Origin of the sequence: Aerolutibacter ruishenii (assembly GCF_007830115.1) — a bacterium.
GTDB lineage: Bacteria > Pseudomonadota > Gammaproteobacteria > Xanthomonadales > Xanthomonadaceae > Aerolutibacter > Aerolutibacter ruishenii.
Genome location: NZ_VLKP01000001.1, coordinates 80329 through 103306 on the forward strand (window position 1 = coordinate 80329; position 22978 = coordinate 103306).

At 69.7% G+C, this 22978-nt stretch carries 16 protein-coding genes; 6 read left to right on the plus strand and 10 right to left on the minus strand.

Annotated elements, in window-relative coordinates:
- Positions 1 to 87 precede the first annotated feature (87 nt).
- From IP93_RS00410 to pilG, 4 genes are read right to left on the minus strand one after another with little or no spacing between them, the layout of a single operon-like run.
- Positions 88 to 2109: a methyl-accepting chemotaxis protein gene (locus IP93_RS00410; protein WP_144810922.1), complete on the minus strand. Its 2022-nt coding sequence runs from the start codon at positions 2107 to 2109 to the stop codon at positions 88 to 90.
- Positions 2110 to 2138: 29 nt separating this feature from the next.
- Positions 2139 to 2687: a chemotaxis protein CheW gene (locus tag IP93_RS00415; protein WP_144810924.1), complete on the minus strand. Its 549-nt coding sequence runs from the start codon at positions 2685 to 2687 to the stop codon at positions 2139 to 2141.
- Between the two features lies 1 nt (position 2688).
- Complete coding sequence (locus tag IP93_RS00420) at positions 2689 to 3054, minus strand: response regulator (protein WP_144810926.1); 366 nt, start codon at positions 3052 to 3054, stop codon at positions 2689 to 2691.
- Positions 3055 to 3074: 20 nt separating this feature from the next.
- Positions 3075 to 3473, minus strand: a complete 399-nt coding sequence (gene pilG, locus IP93_RS00425) for a twitching motility response regulator PilG (RefSeq protein ID WP_144810927.1) — start codon at positions 3471 to 3473, stop codon at positions 3075 to 3077.
- A gap of 182 nt (positions 3474 to 3655) precedes the next feature.
- On the opposite strand from pilG, the gene gshB reads away from it, so the two are divergent.
- Both gshB and IP93_RS00435 read left to right on the plus strand, forming a co-directional pair.
- The gene (gene gshB / locus IP93_RS00430; protein ID WP_144810929.1) at positions 3656 to 4603 is read left to right on the plus strand and encodes a glutathione synthase; all 948 of its coding nucleotides are present in this window, start codon (positions 3656 to 3658) and stop codon (positions 4601 to 4603) included.
- A 31-nt stretch (positions 4604 to 4634) separates the two neighbouring features.
- Positions 4635 to 5528, plus strand: a complete 894-nt coding sequence (locus tag IP93_RS00435; RefSeq protein ID WP_425480004.1) for an energy transducer TonB — start codon at positions 4635 to 4637, stop codon at positions 5526 to 5528.
- Positions 5529 to 5627: 99 nt separating this feature from the next.
- Here IP93_RS00435 and tsaB read toward each other — a convergent pair whose 3' ends face one another.
- The 3 genes from tsaB to mrcB form a co-directional block, all read right to left on the minus strand.
- Complete coding sequence (gene tsaB, locus IP93_RS00440) at positions 5628 to 6326, minus strand: tRNA (adenosine(37)-N6)-threonylcarbamoyltransferase complex dimerization subunit type 1 TsaB (protein ID WP_144810933.1); 699 nt, start codon at positions 6324 to 6326, stop codon at positions 5628 to 5630.
- Between the two features lie 107 nt (positions 6327 to 6433).
- Positions 6434 to 8587, minus strand: coding sequence for an ATP-dependent DNA helicase (locus tag IP93_RS00445; protein WP_144810934.1), 2154 nt, complete (start codon positions 8585 to 8587; stop codon positions 6434 to 6436).
- 76 nt (positions 8588 to 8663) lie between these two features.
- Complete coding sequence (mrcB, locus tag IP93_RS00450) at positions 8664 to 11090, minus strand: penicillin-binding protein 1B (RefSeq protein WP_199747041.1); 2427 nt, start codon at positions 11088 to 11090, stop codon at positions 8664 to 8666.
- A gap of 95 nt (positions 11091 to 11185) precedes the next feature.
- On the opposite strand from mrcB, the gene IP93_RS00455 reads away from it, so the two are divergent.
- Positions 11186 to 13303 (plus strand): glycosyltransferase, encoded by a 2118-nt coding sequence (locus tag IP93_RS00455; protein ID WP_144810938.1) that lies wholly within the window; start codon positions 11186 to 11188, stop codon positions 13301 to 13303.
- On the opposite strand, the gene IP93_RS00460 is transcribed toward IP93_RS00455, so the two are convergent.
- Positions 13279 to 14790 carry a tetratricopeptide repeat protein gene (locus IP93_RS00460; RefSeq protein WP_158636237.1) on the minus strand — a complete coding sequence of 504 codons (1512 nt, stop codon included), beginning with the start codon at positions 14788 to 14790 and terminating at the stop codon, positions 13279 to 13281. The two genes, IP93_RS00455 and IP93_RS00460, sit on opposite strands and share 25 nt — an antisense overlap.
- Entirely contained in the window at positions 14783 to 16948 is a 2166-nt protein-coding gene (locus IP93_RS00465; RefSeq protein WP_199747023.1) for a RelA/SpoT family protein, read from the minus strand. Before IP93_RS00465 ends, IP93_RS00460 begins: the two co-directional genes overlap by 8 nt.
- Before the next feature lie 69 nt (positions 16949 to 17017).
- Between IP93_RS00465 and IP93_RS00470 the strand changes: the two genes are divergently transcribed.
- Both IP93_RS00470 and IP93_RS00475 read left to right on the plus strand, forming a co-directional pair.
- Positions 17018 to 17542, plus strand: coding sequence for a hypothetical protein (locus IP93_RS00470; RefSeq protein WP_242006667.1), 525 nt, complete (start codon positions 17018 to 17020; stop codon positions 17540 to 17542).
- Between the two features lie 34 nt (positions 17543 to 17576).
- Positions 17577 to 18026 (plus strand): hypothetical protein, encoded by a 450-nt coding sequence (locus tag IP93_RS00475; RefSeq protein ID WP_144810943.1) that lies wholly within the window; start codon positions 17577 to 17579, stop codon positions 18024 to 18026.
- Positions 18027 to 18039: 13 nt separating this feature from the next.
- Here IP93_RS00475 and hrpA read toward each other — a convergent pair whose 3' ends face one another.
- Positions 18040 to 22146: an ATP-dependent RNA helicase HrpA gene (gene hrpA / locus IP93_RS00480; RefSeq protein WP_144810945.1), complete on the minus strand. Its 4107-nt coding sequence runs from the start codon at positions 22144 to 22146 to the stop codon at positions 18040 to 18042.
- Positions 22147 to 22231: 85 nt separating this feature from the next.
- On the opposite strand from hrpA, the gene IP93_RS00485 reads away from it, so the two are divergent.
- On the plus strand, positions 22232 to 22783 hold the full coding sequence (locus tag IP93_RS00485; RefSeq protein WP_144810947.1) for a Dps family protein: 552 nt from the start codon (positions 22232 to 22234) through the stop codon (positions 22781 to 22783).
- The last annotated feature ends 195 nt before the right edge of the window (positions 22784 to 22978 follow it).

Here is a 22978-nt window from a genome sequence, read left to right on the forward strand (position 1 = left end):
GTGCGGCCGGCACCGTGCCTCGAAGGGCAACGGCAAACCGGACTAATCTTCCTCGGCCTCGACATGGCGACTGCTGCCTTGCTTACGTCAGGCCGGCAGCTTGAAGTCGGCGACCGAGCGGCGCAGGTCGGCGGCGAGCTGTGCCAGGTTTCCAATCGACTGCGCGGTCTGGCTCGCACCCTGCGAGGTCTGCGCGGTGATCGACTGGATCGTGTTCATCGTCGCGGTGATGTTCGATGCCGCGCTGGACTGCTGCTGCGCCGCACTGGAAATCCCTTGAATCAGGCCCGACAGGTCGGACGACACCTTTTCGATCTCGCCCAGCGCGGTACCCGCATCCTCGGCCAGTCGCGCACCGGCGACCACTTCCGAGGTCGTCTGTTCCATCGAAGACACTGCTTCGTTGGTATCGCTCTGGATGGTCTGCACCAGCGTTTCGATTCGCTTGGTCGCATTGGAGGAGCGCTCGGCGAGTCGCTGCACTTCGTCGGCCACCACCGCGAACCCGCGACCCGCCTCGCCCGCCGAGGCCGCCTGGATGGCGGCGTTCAGCGCCAGGATGTTGGTCTGTTCCGAGATGTCGTTGATCAGTTCCACGATCGAGCCGATTTCCTGCGACGACTCACCCAGCCGCTTGATGCGCTTCGAGGTTTCCTGGATCTGGTCGCGGATGCTGTCCATGCCGGCGATCGTCTGCCGCACCACGCCCGCGCCCTTGGTCGCGATCTGCACCGAGCGTTGCGCCACTTCCGCGGATTCGGTGGAGTTGCGCGACACCTGGTCGATGCTGGCCGCGATTTCGCTGATTCGGTCGGAAGCGGAGTTGATTTCCTGCGCCTGGTGCTCGGCCGCTTCGGCCAGGTGCAGCGCCGTGGCCTGCGTTTCCTGCGCGCTGGACGCCACCTGCACCGAGGTGTCGGTAATCGTCTGCACCAGGCTGCGCAGCTGCTCCACGGCGAAGTTGATCGAGTCCGCGATCGCGCCGGTCATGTCCTCGGTCACGGTCGCCTTCACGGTCAGGTCGCCTTCGGCGAGCGAACCCATTTCGTCCAGCAGGCGCATGATCGCCTCCTGGTTGCGGTCGTTGAGTTCCTTGGTGGATTCGTAGCGCTGCTTCTGCGCGCTGTTGAGCGACCACAGCAAGCCGGCAATGGCGATCAGCGCGGCCAGGCCCGACAGGACCGACAACCAGAAGTTGCCGAGGATGCTGGTGTCCTTCAGCGAGCCGAAAGCGGTGAAGGCGGAGAACAGGTTGCGGCTGTCGTTGAGCAGCTTGTCCGAACCGGCGGTCAGCGCGGCGGCGGACGACTGCGCGGCGAACAGGTTCCTGGAATTGCCGAGGATCGCGTCGACGTCGGTCTTCATCTTCTTCCAGCGCGTCTCGGTGCGGGCCAGCGCAGCGAGTGCACCGCCATTGGACAGCGCGGTCACGCCAGCGGCCTGGTCGCCCTTGCGAAGGCCGGTGAGCACGTTGTCGAACACGGTCGCGTTGCGGCCCAGCGCGTCACCCGCGCGCGCCGCGCTGGTGCCACCGGCGCGGATTTCGGTGATCGAGCCGGCCATCGCCGAGGACAACACCACCTGGCGCAGCGCCAGGTACACCTGCGACGAGGGCGAACCACTGGCCGACATCGCGCGCACCAGCTCGTCCAGCTCGGCCTGCAGCGACGAGACTTCGCTGGCGAAGCTGTTGGCGTTGCCCGCCAGGCCCAGCAGCGCCTTCTCCGAGGCGATCACCTGGTCGGCGCTCTTGCCCAGCGGCGCCCAGCTGTCGGTCACGGTCCTGATCGGACCCGACACCCCGGCGGTGGTGCCGAAGTTGGTATTGAGCTGCTGGATGTCCTCGTCGATCTTCGCCTTGGTGCCCTTGAAGGCGGCGAACGCGGTCGAGTCACCGCCCACCGCCTCGCGGCCCTGGTTGGCCAGCTGCTGCGACAGCACCTGCAGGTTGGAAGCCGCGGAGCTTGCGCCACCGAGGCGGGCGGCCTTCCAGGTCGCGTAACCGGTGTTCGCGCCAAAGACGAGCAGCGATACGCCCAGCACGGTCAGCCAGGTATTGACGCCCAGGCTGCGGGCCTTGCCGGCGACGGTGTTCATGTTAGTGCTCATGGTTCAACCTCGAAGTGTCGCGGGTGCGGTCAGGCCGCGGCTTGTCTGAATTCGGGCGTGCGCGTCAGCCGGTCCAGGCTGAAGACGCCCCATGCGTGTTGGTCCAACCGGTAGGCGCGATCGACGAAGTGGCCGTAACGGCCTTCCGCCAGCTGCACCGCGACCACGTCGTCGCCGGGCAGCTCCTGCTCCTCGACGAAGCTGCGCTGTCCATACAGTTCGTCGATCAGTACGGCCACGTCGCCGCCGGCCTGGCGGACCAGCAGGATGCGCTGGCTCTCGTGCAGTACCGTGCGCTCGCCCTCCAGGAACTGCTTGAGGTCGACGATCGGCAGCAGGTTGCCGCGCACGTTGGCCACGCCCAGCATCCACGGTTGCGCTCCCGGCACCGGCGTCACCTGCGGCAGCGGCAGGATCTCGCGCACCTCATCGAAGCCTGCGGCCAGCCTGCGCGAGCCGATGCGGAAACCCACGCCGCGCCACAGGCCCGGCGCGTCGAGCTGTTCCGGCAGACCGACCACGTGGGCCAGGCTGCGCTGCTCGTAATCCGCAAGGACATCGAAGGGAACAAGGGCCATGTCACCCCCCGAGCAGGGCGTTGATCCGGGCCACCAGTTCGTCTTCGCGCGGCGGCTTGACGATGTAGTCCTTCGCACCCTGGCGCAGGCCCCACGCCTTGTCCGTTTCCATGCCCTTGGTGCTGACGATGAGCACGGGGATGGCCTTGGTGTCAGCGTCGCGCGACAGCGCCCGGGTGGCCTGGAAGCCGTTCATGCCCGGCAGGACCACGTCCATCAGCACCAGGTCGGGCTTTTCGCGGCGGCATACCTCGATGCCGTCCTCGGCGCTGCCGGAGGCCAGCACATCATGGCCATTGCGCTCCAGCAGCTGGGTGAGGACGGCCGTATCGGTCGGCGAGTCCTCGATCAGAAGAATTCGTGCCATTGGTTGCCTTCCCCCCCCGGTCAGGCGTTGACGTGCGTGCGGATCGCGCCGAGGAGTTCCTCGCGCGTGAATGGCTTGGTCAGGTACTGCTCGGAACCGACGATCCGGCCACGGGCCTTGTCGAACAGGCCGTCCTTGGACGACAACATGATCACCGGCGTGGCCTTGAACAACTGGTTGTTCTTGATCAGCGCGCAGGTCTGGTAGCCGTCCAGCCGCGGCATCATGATGTCCACGAAGATGATCTGTGGCTGCTGGTCGGCGATCTTGGCCAGCGCCTCGAAGCCGTCGGTGGCGGTGACCACCTCGCAGCCTTCACGCTTGAGCAAAGTCTCGGCCGTGCGCCGGATGGTCTTGGAGTCATCGATCACCATGACCCTCAAACCACCGAGGCTGCCGTTGCGCTCCTCGTCTTGCATTCTAAGTTCCCCGGACGTGGGCGCCGTTGATTCGTCGGGCACCTCACCAGACTCCCTTTATTCCAAGCCGGACACGCACTGTCAAGCGCGTTTTCCGGGGATTTGGCCGAATGCCGAACTGCGGCACGGTTACCACCCCCTCGCCTGCTACCATCGCAGCCACCTCCTCCTGCGCGCCCGCCATGCCGCTCGACATCGTTGTGGTGATGGACCCGATCGGCTCCATCAAGATCGTCAAGGATTCCACCTTCGCCATGCTCCTGGAGGCCCAGCGGCGTGGCCATCGGCTGCATTACGTGGTTCCAGGCGGGCTGTTCCTGCGTGACGGGGTGGCCCATGCCCATGCCGCGGCGCTGACCGTGCAGGATGATCCGCGCGGATGGTTCGAATTGGGACGCGCGTCACATATCGAGCTGGGCCGCGGCCACGTGGTGCTGATGCGCACGGACCCGCCGGTGGATGCCTCCTACCTGCACGACACCCAGATCCTGGGGCTGGCGCAGCGTGCCGGCGCGCTGGTGGTCAACGACCCGCAGGGCCTGCGCGACATGAACGAGAAACTGACAGCATTGGAGTTCCCGCAGTGCTGCCCGCCCACCCTGGTCAGCCGCGACGCCGCCGCAATCAAGGCCTTCATCGCCGAACATGGCGATGCGGTGCTCAAGACCCTGGACGGCATGGGCGGGCGCTCGATCTTCCGCGCCCGGGCCGGCGACCCCAACACCAACGTGATCCTGGAAACCTTGACCGAGGGCGGCCGCCACCTCGCCATGGCCCAGCGCTACATCCCCGAGATCACCGCAGGCGACAAGCGCATCCTGCTGGTCGATGGCGTGGCGGTGGACTACTGCCTGGCGCGCATCCCGCAGGGCGACGAGTTCCGCGGCAACCTGGCCGCCGGCGGCCGTGGCGAAGGCCGCCCGCTGACCGATCGCGACCGCTGGATCGCCGCGCAGGTGGGCCCGGAGATGAAGCGCCGCGGCATGCTGTTCGTGGGCCTGGACGTGATCGGTGACTACCTGACCGAGGTCAACGTCACCAGCCCGACCTGCATCCGCGAGCTGGACGCCCAGTTCGGGCTGAACATTGCCGGCCAGCTGTTCGACGCCATCGAGTCGCGGCTGGCATGAGGCAGGTGGGTACGGTCAGTCCGCCGCGGAGGTGGGCATGGCGGCCGTGATGCCTGCGCCCGGCCTGGGCGGCCCGGGCGTGGGCGAAAGCCAGCGCCTGAGCGCGACGATGGTGCTGTCGCTGCTGGTGCACGGCCTGGTGGTGCTGGGCTTCGGCTTCGCATTGGAAAGCGCGGCGCCCGTGGTGCCTACGCTGGACGTGATCCTGACCCAGACCACCTCGGCACTGACGCCCGAGCAGGCGGACTTCCTGGCCCAGGCCAGCAACCAGGGCGGCGGTGAGCACGACAAGGCCAGCAGGCCGCGCGACAACCAGACCGGGCCGATGGCGCAGGAGCAACCCGGCGTGGCCCCCCGCCCCATGCGCGCGCAGGCGCCCACGCCTCGGCCCGAGCCACGCGAACGGGTAGTCAGCAGCAGCGCCAGCGAGACCGCAGCCCCAACCCCGCGCGCCACCCCCACGCCCACCGCCACCCCGTTGCCGCGCGGCGCGGAGAAGGTGGAACGCGACATGGCGATGGCACGTCTGGCGGCGGAAATACACCTGCGCTCGGAGCGCTACGCCAAGCGTCCCAAACGCAAGTTCGTGTCCGCGAGCACGCAGGAATACGCGTGGGCGGGCTACCTCAACGAATGGGTCAAACGCGTTGAGCGCGTGGGCAACCTGAACTACCCCGACGAGGCGCGCCGCCGCCGGTTGTCCGGGCAGGTGGTGATCAGCGTGGCCATCCGTCGCAATGGCACGGTGGAACGCGCGGAGATCGTGCAGAGCAGCGGCGTCCCGCTGCTGGATGCCTCGGCGCTGCGCATCGCGCGCCTGGCCGAACCTTACCCGCCACTGCCCAGGACCGAGGAAGACCCGGACATCCTGCACGTGACCCGCACCTGGCTGTTCCTGCCGGGCGGTGAACTGATCGACGATTGATCCGCCGGTGCCGGCGCGAACCCGATGCCATGGGCAGCGCAGGCCTGACCGCGCGTGACACGGGCGTCGGCCGCCTCCGGCTGGAGGCTTCGGGGGGCCTCAGCGCTTGGCCGCTCGCAGTGCTTGTTGTTCGACGAGGGTCAACGCGACATTGTTGCGCAGATAGGCGGGCTCCACGCGTTCCGGGGCGATGGCCTCGCCACGCGCGCAGGCCAGCACCGCCAGGCGCGCGATGTCGCCGGCATGCGGCAATGCCGCCGCATCGATCGAGGCCAGGCGGCCCTCCAGCCGCTGGCGCAGGGCGCCGTCGACGGCGGCAAAACCGGTACCCACGCCCTGCCAATCGCGCGCATCGCCGACGAGATCGAAGACGGAGGGACTTCCGACCTGCTCGGGCGAGCACGCGACCGCATCGCCGTCGCGACGCTCGAACGCGCCGGTGTAGACCTCGCCCATGCGGGCGTCGATGGCCGCCAGCACACGTGGCCCGGGCATCTGCAGGGCCAATGCCGCCAATGTTGAAACCGGCACCAGCGGCCGGTCCAGGGCCAGCGCCACGCCCTGCGCCAGCGCGATCGCCAGCCGCACACCGGTGAATGCGCCGGGGCCACGCCCCAATGCGACGGCATCGAGCTGGGTGCGGGCCAGCCCGGCATCGGCCAGCAGCGTGCCAGCCCACGGCAGAGCCAACTCGGCATGACGGCGCGGGGCGATCTCGAAGCGCTCGCGCAGCTCGCCGTCCACCCACAGCGCCACCGAGCAGGCCTCGGTGGCCAGTTCAAAGGCGAGCAGCTTCATGCGGCGGGCGCGGTACCAGGCCGCGGAGCGTGGTGGTGTGGGCGGGTGCCGGTCATGGAGGCATTCTACCCGTGCGCTTCGGCGGAGCGGGCCGCAGCGCGCGGGTGCTAGGCGCCGGACTCCAGCGAGGGCGGGACCTGGGCGAAGAACGCCCCCACGTCCTCGACACGACGGGTCCTGGGCAAGGGTGGCAACGAATCGAGGAACAACCGGCCATAGCTGCGGCCGAGGATCCGCGGATCGCACAACACCAGCACGCCGCGATCCGACTCGCTGCGGATCAGGCGGCCTGCACCCTGCTTGAGCGCGATCACCGCCTGTGGCAACTGCTCGTCGCGGAACGGGTTGCCGCCGCGCCGGCGCACTGCATCCAGCCGTGCTTCGAACACGGGATCGTCGGGGGCGCCAAAGGGCAGCTTGTCGATCACCACGACGCTGAGCGCATCGCCGGCCACGTCCACGCCTTCGCGGAAACTGGCCGCACCCAGCAGCACGCCATTGCCGGATTCGCGGAAGCGCTCCAGCAGCACGCCACGCGGGGCCTCGCCCTGCACGAACAGCGGCCAGGGACCGCCCCGCAGCAGTTCGGCGACCTCGCGCAGGGCGCGGTGCGAGGCGAACAGCACGAAGGCGCGGCCATTGGACGCCTCCAGCACCGGCCGGATCGCGGCGACGACGGCCTCGGTGTAGTTGCGCGCCATCGGGTCGGGCAGGTCGCGCGGCAGGTAGCACAGCGCCTGTTGCGGCCAGTCGAACGGACTGGGTGCCAGCAGCGTGGGCGTGCGTGCGGCACTCAGGCCCAGCTTGATGGCGAAATGCTCGAAGCGACCGCCCACGGCCAGCGTCGCCGAGGTGAACACCCAGGCCGCCTGCGATTGCACGCGATGCCGGGCCAAGGGACCCGCCACGTCCAGCGGCGTGCGGGTGAGCCGGAATCCTTTCGCGGTCAGCTCGTACCAGCGGACGCTGTCGGCGTCCGAGTCCGCCTGCGCGTTGTTTTCATCCTCGCCACCGGCAATCTGCCCGGGGCCGGCGCCCACAGGCACGGGCGCGACCACGGACGTCGCCGCTCGGCCATCGCGCGCCTCGTCGAGCGCCCCGGACGCCAAGGCAGGCACAGCATCGAAGTCGGCGAAATCCCCGGCGAACGGATCGGTTTCCTCGTCAGTGCGGGGTGCCAGCTCACGCCAGCGCCGCAGGCGCAGTTCGAACTCCTTGGCGCGGGCGGTGCAGCTGTCCAGGCCCGGCGCGGATTCGCGCACCGGCAGCAGCGCGGCGTGCAGGTCAGCCAGGGCCTGCTCCAGGGCCAGCAGCGCTTCCTCGGCGGCGGGCAACTCGGCCGCGCGGAGCCGGGTGGCCCGCACCGGCAGGTCGTCCATGGCCGCGCGCAGGCCACGCACGGCATGCTCCAGCGCGCGCGCGGGCTCCTGCACGACCGCCAACGCACCGGGCGAGGTCTTGCATTCGCTGACGGCATCGCGCGCCAGTTCAACCAGCGGCCGCGCGCTGATCGATTCGCCGAAGAACTGCGCGGCGAGATCCGGCAACTGGTGTGCTTCGTCGACCACGAAGGCCTGCGCGCCGGGCAGGATTTCGCCGAAGCCTTCCTGTTTGAGCGCAAGGTCGGCCAGCAGCAGGTGGTGGTTGACCACCACGATGTCGGCCGCCTGCGCGCGCTGGCGCGCCTGCACCACGAAACACTCGGAGAAGAACGGGCATTCGCTGCCCAGGCAGTTCTCGGCGGTGCTGGTGACCATCGGCCACAATGGTGAATCTTCGGCGATGCCGTCCATCTCGGCCAGGTCGCCCATGCGGGTGCGCCCGGCCCACGCGACGATGCGCTGGAACTGCGCGGCGTGTTCGCGGCTCGGGAAGCGGCCTTCGCCCTTGGCCTGCTGCAGCCGGTAGTGGCACAGGTAGTTGGCGCGGCCCTTGAGCAGCGCGGTCTTCATCCCCTTGCCCAGCGCATCGCGCACGCGCGGAAGATCGCGGTGGTACAGCTGGTCCTGCAGGGCGCGGGTGCCGGTGGAGATGATGGTCTTGAGGCCCGACAGGATCGCCGGCACCAGGTAGGCGAAGGTCTTGCCGGTGCCGGTGCCGGCCTCCGCCAGCAGCACGCCACGGGTCTCGAACGCATCGGCGATCGCCGCCGACAGGTCCTGCTGCGCGGGGCGTGGCGCGAACGCCGGCAACGCACGCGCGAGGTCACCGCCCTCGCTGAGGGCGGCGCGGCTGGCCACGCCCAATCGACTGCTGTTCATCGTTGCCGGGTCCTTGGCGTCATGCGGGCGGGGCGAGACTCGCCCGCCCCGGTGGTGCGGTTGCCTAACGTGTGCCTCATTGTCCGTCGACGGGCGCCTCGGGCACGCGTTTGGCCGGGTCGGGCTCCTCGCGGCGCTCACCGATGCCGAACCATTCGCGCCAGCCGCCGCCGGTGTCCTCGCCTTCGGCACCCTCCTCCGGCAGCGTGGGCTCGGGGGCCGGGCACGGCGTGTATGCGGGGGCGAAGCCGGCGACGAAGGCGAAGCGGCGGGCCCCCGCGCAACCGGCGTCGGTGGTGTTGGAGCCGATCACCCACTGCCAGTCGAGGCCCTTGTCGCCTACCTGCAACGGCGCGGTCGGCAACCGTGCGAACAGCGCCGACCACACCCGCATCGCACCCGTGGCACCGTACAGGCCGGTGGTCTTGTTCTGGTCGTTGCCCACCCAGATCACCGCCAGGTGGTCGCCGGTCCAGCCGGCGAACCAGCTGTCGCGGCCGTCGTTGCTGGTGCCGGTCTTGCCTGCGGGCGACAGACGGCCGAGGCCATCGCTCATCAACTGGCGCCCGGTGCCGCTGGACACGGCCTGCTGCAGCGCGATGGTGATCAGGCGCGCGGCGATGGCATCGCCCTCCTGTGCCGGCGCCGGCTCCTTGTCGTAGCGCTTGAGCGCCTTGCCGTTGGCATCGAGCACACCGCGCACCGCGTGCAGCGGCTGGATCTCGCCACCGGACGCGAGGAACTGGTACAGCTGCGCCATCGCGTACGGGCTCTGGTCCACCGAGCCGAGGATCAATGCCGGGTTCGGCGCGGCCTCGATACCCGCCAGCGTGCGGATCAGGTCGGCGATACGCTCGGGGGCGACCTGCATGCCCACGCGCACCGTGGCCTGGTTGTAGGACTGCGCCAGTGCGTCGATCAGGCGCACGGTGCCGTGGCTGCGGCCGTCGGAATTGCCGGGGTTCCAGTTCTTGCCTTTGCCCAGGTTGACCGTGACCGGTGAATCGTCGACCCAACTGGCCAGCGAGAACCGCTCCGGCTGCGCCAGCGCCAGCAGGTACACGAAGGGCTTGAGCAGCGACCCGACCGGGCGCTGCGCCTCGACCGCGCGGTTGAAACCGTGCTCGGTGAATTCGCGCGCGCCGACCACGGCCACGACTTCGCCGTTGTGCACGTCGGTCACCACCACGCCGGCCTGCAGCTCCGGGCGGGTGCGGTGCGACAACGACTTCAGCGTGCGCGCGACCGAACCTTCGGCGTTGGCCTGGGCGGCGGGCGACATGCCGGTCATGACGCTCAGGCCCGCGCCCGCCAGTTCGTCCTCGGGATAATCGCGGGCCAGTTGCCGGCGCACCAGGTCGACATACGCCGGGAACCGGTTGGCCGCGATGGCGCGCGGACTGTCGGTGACGCCCAGCGGCGCCTTCAGCGCCCGCTGGTATTCGGCATCGTCGATCAGGCCGGTTTCGTGGAACTCGCCCAGGGCGAAGTTGCGGCGCTCCAGTGCGCGCTCGGGATTGCGCCGCGGGTCGTACCACGACGGGCCGCGGACGATGCCCACCAGCAGCGCGATCTGCTCGGTGGTCAGGTCGCGCAGGTCGCGGCCAAACCAGAACTCGGCACCCGCCGCCACGCCATGGATGGCCTGGTTGCCCCGTTGGCCGAGATAGACCTGGTTGAGGTAGGCCTCGAGGATGGTGCGCTTGTCGTAGCGCGCCTCGATCAGCAGGGCGTACAGAATCTCCTTGCCCTTGCGTTGCAGGGTCTGTTCCTTGCCGATGCCGAGCAGGCCACTGCGCGCCAGCTGCTGGGTCAGGGTGCTGGCGCCCTGCCGGCTGCCGGTGGCGGTCTTGAACGCGGCGCGCAGCATGCCGGTGAAATCGATGCCGATGTGGTGGTTGAAGTCGCGGTCTTCCACGGCCTGCAGACCGGTGACCAGCAGCTCGGGCACCTCGTCGATGCGGACCAGGCGGCGTTCTTCCTGCTTCTGGCCGTAGAGCGTGGCGATCCGCGCGGGGTCCAGTCGCGCACCACGCAGGGCCTTCCTGCTGGCCGCGTCGCGGACGCTGGCTACGCGCCCGCCGGAAAGCACTACTTCCACCCGACGCTTGGGCACGGAACCATCCACGTCGTTGAAGCCGCGACTGGAAATCCGCCACCGGCCGCCTTCGCGACTGTAGCTGCCTTCGCGCACGCCATCGCCCTGCCGGTACGCCGCGGCGTCCAGTTCGGTCTTCAGCGTGCCGGCGTCCATCGCCAGGCCTGGCGCCAGTTCCAGCGGACGGGCGTACACGCGCGTCGGGATCTGCCAGCGCAACTGGCCAAAGCGCTGCCCCACCTCGTGGTTGAGGTACAGCGAGTAGGGGATCAGGAAGCCCAGGCCCAGGCCAATCGCCGCCAGGATCCAGATGACGATGCGGCGGCGCCACTGCGGTGAGGCGGAATCGTCGGGAGTGTCGTCTTCGTCGTAATCGATCTGGGCCACGGCATGGGAGAATGGCAGGGCGTCGCCCTGGTGGCGTCGAGTCTAACCCAGCCTCCGTCCCGCCCCATGCGGCATGGCGGAGGCGGCAACCGTACGGTGGGAGTCCCTTCAGCATGCCGATGTCGCCGGCCGAACTCCGGTTCCTGATCAACCGGACGACGGGCCTGTTCCACCGCGGCCTGGCCAGTCTTCGGACGCGGGGTTTGCGTGCGTCCTGGCATCGGGTGCTCAAGCAGTTCCACCGGGTGCCGGCGTCGGCACGGCCGGCGCTGTACCTTCCGGACTCCCGGCCGTTCGCGCCCTTCGCCGTACCGCACAGCAATGCGCCGCGGGCCAGCATCATCATTCCGGTGTTCAACCAGGCCGAACACACCCTGGTGTGCCTGCGCGCACTGGCCGAACATCCGCCGGCCGCCTGCGTCGAAGTCATCGTGGTGGACGACGGCTCCAGCGATGACACGACGCGCCTGCTGCCGCAACTGGACGGGCTGCGCTTCCACCGCCGCGATGCCAATGGCGGCTTCATAGCCGCCTGCAACACCGGCGCCGCCGTGGCGCGAGGCGAGATGCTGGTGTTCCTCAACAACGACACCGTGCCGCAACCGGGTTGGCTGGATGCGCTGCTGGACACCTTCGACACGCATCCGGACAGCGGGCTGGTGGGGGCGCAACTGCTGTATCCCGATGGTCGCCTGCAGGAAGCCGGAGCCGCGATCCGTGCCGATGGTTCCGCCGAGAAGCTGGGGCGCAACGAGCACGTCGACTCGCCCCTGCATGCCTTCGTCAAGCGCGTCGACTATTGCTCGGCGGCCGCCATCGCGATTCCCGCCGGGCTGTTCCACACGGTGGGCGGCTTCGATCCCCACTACGCACCGGCCTTCTACGAAGATACCGACCTGGGCATGCAGGTGCGGCGCGCGGGCCGGCAGGTACGGGTACAGCCGGCCGCGCGCGTGGTCCACGTGGAAGGCGTTACCACCGGCGTGGATACCCGCACCGGGATCAAGCAGTACCAGGTACGCAACCAGTCCCGGTTTGCGGAACGCTGGCAGGACGCGTTGTCCGCGCACCCCCCGGCCGATGCGTTGCCAGCCAGCCTGTCCGACCATCGCTACGACGGGATGGTGCTGGTGATCGATGCATTGACGCCGCAACCGGACCGCGACTCGGGCTCGCTGCGTTGCATCAACCTGATGCGCATGCTGCTGCAGGAGAACATGGGGGTGGTGTTCGTTCCCGCCAGCCTCGGATGGGACGGGGATTACACCCGCGCGCTGCAACAACTCGGGGTGGAGGCATGGTATTCGCCCTTCGCGCGCAGCCTGCCGGACTGGTTGCGCACCCACGGACCGCGCTTCGGGACGGTGATCGTGAGCCGGCATTACGTGCTGGGCGAAGTGCTGCCGCTGCTGCGTCGCTTCGCCCCGCAGGCCAGGGTGGTGTTCGACACCGTGGACCTGCACTACCTGCGCGAACTGCGCGGTGCCCGCATGCAGGGCAGCGCGGCACTGCTGAAGGCGGCCGAGCGCACCCGCCGCAGCGAACTGGACCTGATCAACCGCAGTGACGTGACGCTGGTGGTCAGCGAGGTCGAGCGCGCGCTGCTGGCGCAGGATGCCCCGCATGCGCGGGTGGAGGTGCTGTCCAACCTGCACGAACTTGCCGATCCCGGGGCGCCATTCGAGCAGCGCAGGGACATCATGTTCGTCGGTGGCTTCCGCCATCCACCCAACGTCGACGGGGTCCTGTGGTTCGCGACGCAGGTGTGGCCGCGGATCCACGCGGCCGAACCCGGCATCGTCTTCCACTGCATTGGCGGCGACGTGCCCCCCGAGATCAGCGCGTTGTCGGCGCAGCCGGGTATCCGGGTGCATGGGCACGTGCCGGATATCGGTCCGTTCCTGTCGGGTGTGCGGCTGTCGGTGGCGCCATTGCGCTTCGGCGCGGGGGTCAAGGGCAAGGTCAACCTGGGCATGGCGCACGGGCAGCCGGTGGTGGCGACGTCGTGCGCCGTCGAGGGCATGCACCTGCGGGACGGCGAGGATGTGCTGGTGGCCGACACGCCGGAGCCGTTCGCCCAGGCCGTGTTGCGGGCCTACCGCGACCCGGACTTGTGGTCGCGCATGGCGGCAGGCGGGCGCGAGAACGTGGCCCGCCATTTTTCGCTGGAGGCGGCCCGGGCCGTGGTCCGTCGCCTGCTGCCGGGTCAGGGCCCGGCCGCGGACGCCTGACGCAGTCGAGCGGCGAGTTCCGCCGCCCCGGCCACGCCGGGGTCCAGTCCGATGGCGGCATCGAGCGCGCGACGTGCCGCGTCCAACTCGCCCGCCCCGACCCGTTCGTTGCCTACCGCGACCCAGCGTTGCGCCAGGCGGCCGCGCGCCGCAGGCAGCGTCCGGTCGGTAGGCTCGAGAACGCGGACCGCGTCCAGGCACGCCGTGGCGCTGGAAAGGCGGTTGTCGCGCATGGCGTTATCGAAACACCGACGGGCCGCGGGCAGCAGCCGCGCCGAGGCCGCCTTCACCCGACGGTCGTTGGGCGCGATCGCACGCGCGGCCCGCACCTTGTCGAACGCGCTGTCACCCGGGGGAAGCAACAGGTTGCCGCGCGCTTCGGCGGTCGCCGCCTCTTCCAGCAATTGCGTCAGCCGGCGCTGCCCCTGCGGGCTTGGCGAACCGGTCGCCAACTGCGCCTGGGAGCGGCGCGCCCGGGCGATCCGCGCACGCGCCTCGTCCACCTCCGGGCCATTGCCCAGCACGTCGGCCGCGACCGCCAATGCCGCATCTGCCTCGGTGAAGCGGAAATCGCCCGCGAATCGCACGCTGCATTGCAGCAGGCGCTCACCCACCGTCCGCCGTCCGGCGCGTGCCGCCTCGTCGTCGGGCTGCAACGACAGGACCCGGTCGAACCCGGTCAGGGCATGCGTCAGGCGGTCGTTCCGCAAATCCCGTTCCGCGCGTGCGCGGGTCGACTCCAGGGCGCGGTTCAGCGCCGCCAGCGCGCCCGGAAGTTCGGCATGGGACGGGTTGAATCCGCGCGCCTCCCGGACCAGCGCCGCGGCCGCCTCCAGATCCCCGGCTGCCAGACGACGCTGCGCGTCGGCCAGCACGTCGGCGATCAGGTCGTCCCGCCCCTCAAGCGCTTCGGTATTGCCCGGCTGGAGTTCCAGCACGGCGGCATAATGGGCAAGCGCCGCGTCCGGTCCGCCCAACCAGCGCCCTGCCTCGCGCGCGGCGCGGGCTGCTACCAGCCGTGGGGCAATGTCCGCGTCGGCGGTCTCGCGTTCGCGCAGGGCCCGCTCGACCGCGTCCACCTTCGGCTTGGGCATGCCCAGGCTTCGCGCCAGGGCAAGATGCTCACGGGCCTCGGCATACTGGCCGGCGCGTATGGCGGCGTCGGCGCGGGCCAGGGCGGCAGCCCCCACGCGGACCAGGCCATCCCGCGCCCCGGTGCGGTCAGGGTCCAACGCCAGCGCCGCCTCGTACAGCTCACGCGCGCCGCTGCCGTCCGTTGCCGTCAGGCGGCCCTCGGCCAGGGCCTGCTCCGCACTGGTGCGCAGCGCCTGGATGCGCGTCTCCGGCCACAGCCGATCGGAAAGGGGTTGGCGGACCGCCAGCAGGACGACGAGAAGCGCGGCGCCCGCCAGTCCCGCTTGTAGCGCGGGGCGCGCCAGGCGCGCACGCAACACTTTCCACCCCTGCCGGAAGGACTGCTCACGCACGCCGCGCATGCTCCACGCCGGGCAGCGCGCCCAGTTTGCCCAGCACCGTGGTCAGCTGGCCGTAGTCGCGCACGCGCAACCGGAGTTGCAGGCGCATGCGGGCGCCGTTGCGCTCGTGATCGCTGCGGATGCTGGTGACGTGCGCGTCCTCCTGGGCGATGACGTTGCTGACTTCCTTCAGCAGCCATTTGCGGTCCACGGCGACGACCTCGACATCCACCTCGTACTGGCTGCCCGCGCGGCCCCATTCCACCGGCAACACGCGCTGCGGCTCGCGGCTGGCCAGACGCCGGAACGCGGCGCAGTCCGGGCGATGCACACTCACGCCGCGCCCCCGGGTCAGGTAGCCCTTGATCGGCTCGCCCGGCACCGGCTGGCAGCAACGCGCCAACTGCACGAGCAGGTTGCCCACGCCTTCCACGGTGAAGTCGCTGGTGTTGGGCACGACCCTGCGGCGTGCCACCGTCATCGTGGTCGCGGGCGGCTCGGCCGGCTGGGTCAGGGCGCGTTCGTGCTCCAGCAGCACCCGCCCCACCTGGTGCGGCCCCAGGTCGCCCAACGCCACCTGCACCAGCAGTTCGCCATCGCTGGCAAGGTTGAAGCGCTCGCGCGCCGGCGCCAGGTCGGCGCCCAGCAGCCCCAGTCGGCGCAGCTCCTTGTCCAGCAGCTCGCGCCCGGCCACCTCGTTCCTGGCCTTGTCGAGCCGGTGGAACCAGTTGCGCACCTTTTCCCGCGAGCGCGCACTGGCCAGGAAGCCGTTGGAGGCGACCAGCCAGTCGCGTCGCGGCTCGGCCACCTTGCCGGTGAGGATCTCCACGCGGTCGCCGCTGCGCAGCACGTGGTCCAGCGGCACGATGCGGCCGTCGACCTTCGCCCCGCGGCAGCGGTGCCCCACTTCGGTGTGCACGTGGTAGGCGAAATCCAGCGGCGTGGCGCCCGACGGCAGGTCGATCACCTCGCCCTTGGGCGTGATCACGTAGACCCGGTCCTCGACCAGTTCGGTATCGAGCGCCCCGGCCAGCTGCGCGTCATCGCCTTCGCGGCCATTCTCGCCGGAGGCATCCAGCAGCCGCCGCATCCAGGCGATCTTGCGGTCGAACGCCGCGTCGGCGGCCTGGCTGCCCGCCTCCTTGTACTTCCAGTGCGCGGCCACGCCCAGTTCGGCCTGGCGGTGCATGTCGAAGGTGCGGATCTGCACCTCCAGCGTCTTGCCCTCCGGACCGATCACCGCGGTGTGCAGCGAGCGGTAGTCGTTGCTCTTGGGCCGGGCGATGTAGTCGTCGAACTCGCTGGGGATCGGGGTCCAGGTGGCATGCACGACACCCAGTGCCGCATAGCAGGCCGCGAGGTCATCGACCAGCACGCGCACCGCGCGCAGGTCGTAGATTTCGCCGATGGGCACGTCCTTGCGCTTCATCTTCTTCCAGATGCTGTAGATGTGCTTGGGGCGGCCGGCGACGTCCGCGCGCACGCCCTGGGCGGCCATCGCATCGCGCAGGGTGGCGATCACGTCTTCGATGTAGCGTTCGCGATCGACGCGCTTCTCGTCCAGCAGGCGCGCGATCTGCTGGTAGGTCTGCGGTTCGAGGTGGCGGAATGCCAGGTCCTCCAGCTCCCATTTGAGCTGCCAGATGCCCAACCGGTTGGCCAGCGGTGCATGGATGTCACGCGTGAGCGCGGCCAGCGCCGTGCGTTCGTCAGGCGGCAGGCGGTCGGCGAAGCGCATGCGCGCCAGCTGGCGTGCGAGCAGGATGGAGACCACCCGCAGGTCGCGCACGATGGCCAACAGCAGGCGCCGCATGCCCTCGCTGCCACCACCGCTGGCGCGCTCGGCATGCAGGGTGCGGACATGCGTGGCGGCGGCCTGTCCTTCCAGCAACACGCTGATCGCGGGATGCGAAGCCTCGAAGCCGGGTCCCAGTGCCGCCAGCAGGCCGGGGTAGTTGCGCAGCAGGGCTGCGGCCACTGTGTCGCTGTCCGCATCCAGCTTGGCCAGGGCATCCAGCATGGCCGCGACGGTGTCCGCAGGGTCGCGCGCATCGACCCCTGCCCCGGGTTGCCGGGCAGCCTCGAGCAGGGCGGTCCGCAACGCGGGCGTCAGCGCCGACGCCGCTCCGGAAGCGATCAGCTGGTCAAGCGTGGGGGGGGCGGCATTCATCGCGGCGCGGTTCAAACTTCGATTGCAAGCTTGACTACACTAGCCCGCAACCGACCGGAGGAACAGCCGATGCCCTTGATGATCGCCCCGCTCACCCGCGCCCGCATACTGGCCACCGCGCTCGCCCTGGGCCTGGCGTTGCCGTTGGCCGCAAGCGCCCAGGACGCAGCGGGGCCGCCGCGCATCGAACAACAGATGACGCCCGAACAGTTCCGCGCCGCCGGCCTGGACCGGCTGACGCCGGAGCAGCTGGCCAACCTCAACGCCTGGCTCAACCGCACGCTGGTGGTGGAAACGCAGAAGGCGGCCACGCAGGCGCGGAAGAAGGTCGAGGATGAAAGCCGGGGTTTCCTGAGCTTCGGTTCCAGCGAACCGATCGTGAGCCGGTTCAACGGCGAATTCCGCGGCTTCGCGCGGGGGCGACGCTACGTGCTCGCCAATGACCAGACGTGGGAGCAGATCGATGATGCGTCGCTCGCCGGCGTGCGCCTGACCGACCCCGAGGTGAGGATCACGCCCAGCGTGATGGGCAATGTCTGGTACATGCAGGTGGGCAAGTACGGTACCCGCGCCAAGGTGCAACGCATCAAGTAACCCATCCGAACACTTCACCCGAGCCGACAACGACATGAACCTTTCCCGCCTTCCCGCCATCCTGCTGCTGGCAGCACTTTCCACCCTGCAGCCGGCCAGCGCGCAGGTTGCCGCCGTGCCCGTCGAAAAGCGCTTCAGCGCCGAGCAGTTCCAGGCCGCGGGCCTGCATCGCCTCAGTGCGGACGAACTCGCGACGCTCAACCGCCTGCTGCAGGAAGACCAGGCCCGGGTCCTGCGCCGCGCCACGGCGCCCACCCGCGAGCAGGAGCCGGTGCGATCCAGCATCGCGGGCGAGTTCCGCGGGTGGAGCACCGGCACGGTATTCACCCTCGCCAATGGCGAAAAGTGGCGGGTCACCGAAGGCAGCTACACCGTGCGCCCGGTCACCCGGCCGGCCGTCACGATCCGGCCCGGCATGATCAGCGGCTGGTACATGGAAGTCGAGGGCCATTCGGTGAAGGCCAAGGTGCGACGGGCGGATTGACCCCGCGGCACGCTCAGGCGGACAGTTGTGCCAACCGTGTCGCCAGCCTCTTCGGCGACACGCCGCCCTTGGTCCCCAGTTCCTGGGCAAACAGCGACACACGCAGTTCCTCAAGGTCCCAGCGCAGGGCCTGCCAGCCGGTCTCACCCGCGCGACCCCGTGCGGTGGCGGTGGCCAACGCATCCGCAAATGGCTTGAGCTCCAGCATCCGCGACTGGTCACGTGTCGGATCGCGCAGGGCACGCTCGCCGCGCAATGCAAGCGCCTTGAGGTAACGCGGATACTCGCGCAAGGCCGCGGCGGGCACATCGCGCAGGAAGCCCGGCGGCGTCAGGGTGGCCAGGTGCGCGCGCATGTCGTCGAGGTTGCCGCTGGCCCAGCCCATGAGCGGCGACTCCAGGTTGGACCGGGCCTCCGCCACGGCGGACAGGATCGCTTCGGCCTGCCGCAGGCGCTCCATCGCTTCCGGGAACAGTTGCCGGCCGACGCGTTCGACCATGGCGGCAAACGCGGCCGCGTCGCGCACATCATCGGCGCCCTCGGCCATCAGCGACGCCAGCGCACCATCGACCAGGTCCGCCCGCAGGCGATCGCCCTCGCGCCTGGCATCGCCGCCGGGCTTGCTGCCGGATGCCTCGATCGCTGCATAGAGCAACCCGGTCTTGGGTGACACGGGCAGCTGCTTGCGGGCCTGCTTGACCTTGTCCGCCAGTGCGATCGCCAGCAGGCGGCACACGCCGGCCGGATGCAGGCGGCGCGCCACGGCCTGCTCGGCATGGACCCGCAACGACACCGTCTCGCCATCGTCCTGCAGCGCTGGGTACGCGGGCACGCCGCCCGCACCGGGCACGGATTCGGGAATCGGCGCATCCGGGAACGTGGTGAGGCCCTGGCGCGCAAGTCCTTCGGCCGCGCGCGCGGCAAAGGCGGCCGCCGCGCGTTCGCCATGGCGATGCCGCAGTTCCGCCAGGTCGCGCGACTCGGCCAGCACGGTGCGGCCATCGCGGTCCAGCAACCTCAGGTTCGCGAGCAGGTGCGGCTCCAGTGAAGCCTCGTCAAAGTCCAGCGCAGCCACGTCCACGCCAACCAGGCGCTTCAGGAAGCGGGCCAGTGCACCCGGCATCGCATCGGGGTCCGGCGGCAGTCCCTGCTTCCAGTCCGCGTGGGCCTCGTGGAACGCCTTGGCGAAATCCGGTGAGGGCACGAAATTGCGCCGCAGCGCCTTGGGCAGCGAGCGGATCAGCGCCGCGGCCTTGTCGGCGACGAAACCCGGCGCCAGCCACGACAACCGCGCCGCATCCAGCGCGTTGAGCAGGTGCAGGGGCACGGCCACGGTCATGCCGTCGTCCGGCGCGCCGGGTTCGAAACGATAGGTGACCGCCAGCCGCGCGCCGCCGAGCGGCAGGTACGGCGGGAAGCGCGAGGCTTCGCTTTCGTCGCCCACCAGCAGGTCCGCGCGCGACCACTCCAGCGCGGCCTTTTCGGCCGGCGCCAGCTTGCCGTACCACGCATCCAGCGCCTGCGCGTTGTGCACGTGCGCCGGCAGCCGGTCCAGGTACCAGCGCACCATCCACTCGTCGTCGACCACCAGCCCGGTGCGGCGCTGCTTGGCCTCTTCCTCCTGCGCCTTGGCCAGCACCGCGAGGTTGCGTGCCAGGAAGGCGCAGCGGGTGTTGATCTCGCCGGCCACCAGCGCATCGCGGGCAAAGATCTCGCGACTCTCTTCCGGGTACAGCGCACCGTAATGCACCGGTCGTTTGGGGGCGAGCACCAGCCCGAACAGGCTGATCTGCTCGCTGCCCACCACGCGTCCCTGCGAACGCGCCCAGCGCGGATCGTGGTGGCGGCGCGAGAGCAGGTGCGGCAATTCGAGGATGGCCCAATCGGGCTCGATGGCGGCATTGGTCAGCGCCCAGACGCGTTCGGTGTCCAGCAACGTGGCCGACAGCACCCACGGCGGTGGCTTGCGCGCCAGCGGCGAGCCCGGGAACAGCTGGAACTTGCGGCCACGCGGACCGTCGTACACGCCCTTGTCGCCGCGCTGGCCGATCTGCGTGGGCAGGCCGGCGATCACCGCCCGGTGCAGCGTGGCATAACCGGCGGCGTCCAGCGTCTGCACCGCGTCCACGGCCATCGACGTGTCGTGCGCGCGCCGCCGGTCGCCGGCCGCTGGCAATGCAGACGCGCTTCCCGACCACAACTCCTCGCACATCAACTTGAGCTGGCGGTGCAGCTCCCGCCACTCGCGCATGCGCAGGAAGCCGAGGAAGTGCTTGTCGCACCACGCACGCAACTTCGACTGGGTCAGGTCCTCGTGCGCGACCTGGTAGGCGTCCCACAGCTTGAGGATGCCGACGAATTCCGATCGCGGGTCGGCGAACCCCGCATGCGCGTTGTCCGCCGCCGCGCGCTGGTCGGCCGGACGCTCGCGCGGATCCTGGATGCCGAGGAACGAGGCGATCGCCAGCATTTCGCGCAGGCAGCCGTGGGCGTTGGCCGCCACCAGCATGCGCGACAGTTTCACGTCCACCGGCAGGCGCGCCATCAGCTTGCCGATGGAGGTCAGCTTGCGCGCCTCGTCCACCGCGCCCAGTTCCGACAACTGCTGCCAGCCATCGGCCACCGCGCGCCCGTCGGGCGGCTCCAGGAACGGGAACTCCTCGATCCGGCCCAGGCCCAGCGACAGCATGCGCAGGATCACGCCGGCCAGTGCGGCGCGGTGGATCTCCGGATCGGTATAGCGCGGCCGCGCCAGGAAGTCCGCTTCGGAGTACAGGCGGTAGCAGGTGCCCTCGGCGATGCGGCCACACCGGCCCTTGCGCTGGTCCGCGGCGGCCTGGCTGATGTCCTCGATATGCAGGCGGTCCAGTTTGCCGCGCGGGCTGTAGCGTTTGACCCGGGCCAGGCCCGGATCGACCACGTAGCGGATGCGCGGCACGGTCAGCGAGGTTTCGGCCACGTTGGTGGCCAGCACGATGCGCCGTTTCACCCCCGGATTGAACACCCGGTCCTGGTCACGCACGGACAGCCGCGCATACAGCGGCAGCACCTCGGTTTCGCGGTATTTGCGCCGCTCCAGCGCCTGGTGCGCATCGCGGATCTCGCGCTCGCCGGCCAGGAACACCAGCACGTCGCCGCGCGGGTCCTCGCGGGTGATCTCGTCGCAGGCGGCGACGATGCCGTCGGTGACGGTCAACGGACCGTCGTCGTCACGGCCGTCGCCGACGGTTTTGCCGCGGGCACCGGCGGGTGCCCCGCCCCGGGTAGCGCCGCGCCCCCTCTCCGCCCCGCCTTCCGCGCGCGCGCCGGCACTGGCCGCCATGTCGCCATCCAGCGGCCGGTAGCGCACCGACACCGGATACCCGCGGCCCTCCACGTTCACCACCGGCGCGTTGCCGAAATGCGCGGAAAAACGCTCGGTATCGATGGTCGCGGAGGTGACGATGACCTTCAGGTCACGGCGCTTGAGCAGCAGCTGCTTGAGGTAGCCCAGCAGGAAGTCGATGTTGAGGCTGCGCTCGTGCGCCTCGTCGATGAGCAGGGTGTCGTACCGGGAGAGCCAGCGGTCGGACTGGATCTCGGCCAGCAGGATGCCGTCGGTCATGAACTTGACCGCGGTGTTCTCGCCCACGTTCTCGTTGAACCGCACCTGGTAGCCCACGGCGCCCCCCAGCGGGGTCTGCAGTTCCTCGGCCACGCGCCGCGCCACCGCACGCGCGGCGATGCGGCGCGGCTGGGTGCAACCGATCATGCCCGCCTGCCCACGACCAGCCGCCAGGCACAGCTTCGGCAACTGCGTGGTCTTGCCCGAGCCGGTCTCGCCGGCGATGACCACCACGGGATGTTCACGGATCAGCGCGACAATCCGCTCGGCCTCGCCCGCAATCGGCAGGCCAGGGTCCACTGGCGCCAGCGGCAACGCAGCGGCACGCGCCTCGCGCTGCGCCACCGAAGCCCCCAGTGCCAGCGAAAAAGCCTCCCGCGCCTTGGCATCGGTGGGCTTGCCGCTCCAGCGCGACCAGAGGCCATGCAGGCGGCCGCGGTCGCGGCTCAGCGCGCCGTCGATGGCGTGCCGGGCCTGGCGTAACGCGGCGCTAGCATTCGGGTCGATAGGATTCATTGATCAGTGCAAGAGGAAAGAAGCATTTCACGGCGCGTAACCCAGCGCCTATTGTCACCGTAACCCCCTGGAAAGGAGAACCGCGATGTCCAAGACCAAGACCAAGCCGGCCAAGTCCAAGGCCACGCCCGCCGCTTCGCCGACGCCGGGCTCGAGCGCGCCGGCCATCGATATCGGGATCAGCGCGGGCGATCGCAAGAAGATCGCCGAGGGCCTGTCGGCGTTCCTGTCGGATGCGTTCACGTTGTACCTGAAGACCCACAACTTCCACTGGAACGTGACCGGGCCGATGTTCAACACCCTGCACGTGATGTTCGAGACGCAGTACACCGAACAGTGGACCGCGCTGGACGGCGTGGCCGAGCGCATCAGGGCGTTGGGCTTCAATGCGCCGGGCTCGTACCAGGAATTCATCCGCCTGAGCTCGATCCCGGAGGAACCGGGTCTGAGTGATGCCGCCGACTGGCGCGAGATGGTGCGGCAGCTGGTCGTGGGCAACGAGGCGGTGTGCCGGACGGCGCGCAAGGTGCTCAAGGGGGCCGACGATGCGGGCGATGACCCGACGGTGGACCTGATGACGCAGCGGCTGCAGACGCATGAGAAGTATGCGTGGATGTTGAGGTCGTTGTTGCAGTGATTTGAGTCTGGGACGGAGGGTGGCGAGGCACAGGTTGCTACTCCCCTCCGTCCGCGCATCCTGCGCGGCGTCGGGGCCGCGGGCCAGTCCGGCCCGGCGCAGCGCGCCGGGCGTTCGCCCAGACCACGCGGCAGTGCCGCGTATGCGGTCTGTACTCACCCATGGCCCGCTTTCCGCAACCCGTGCCACGCCACC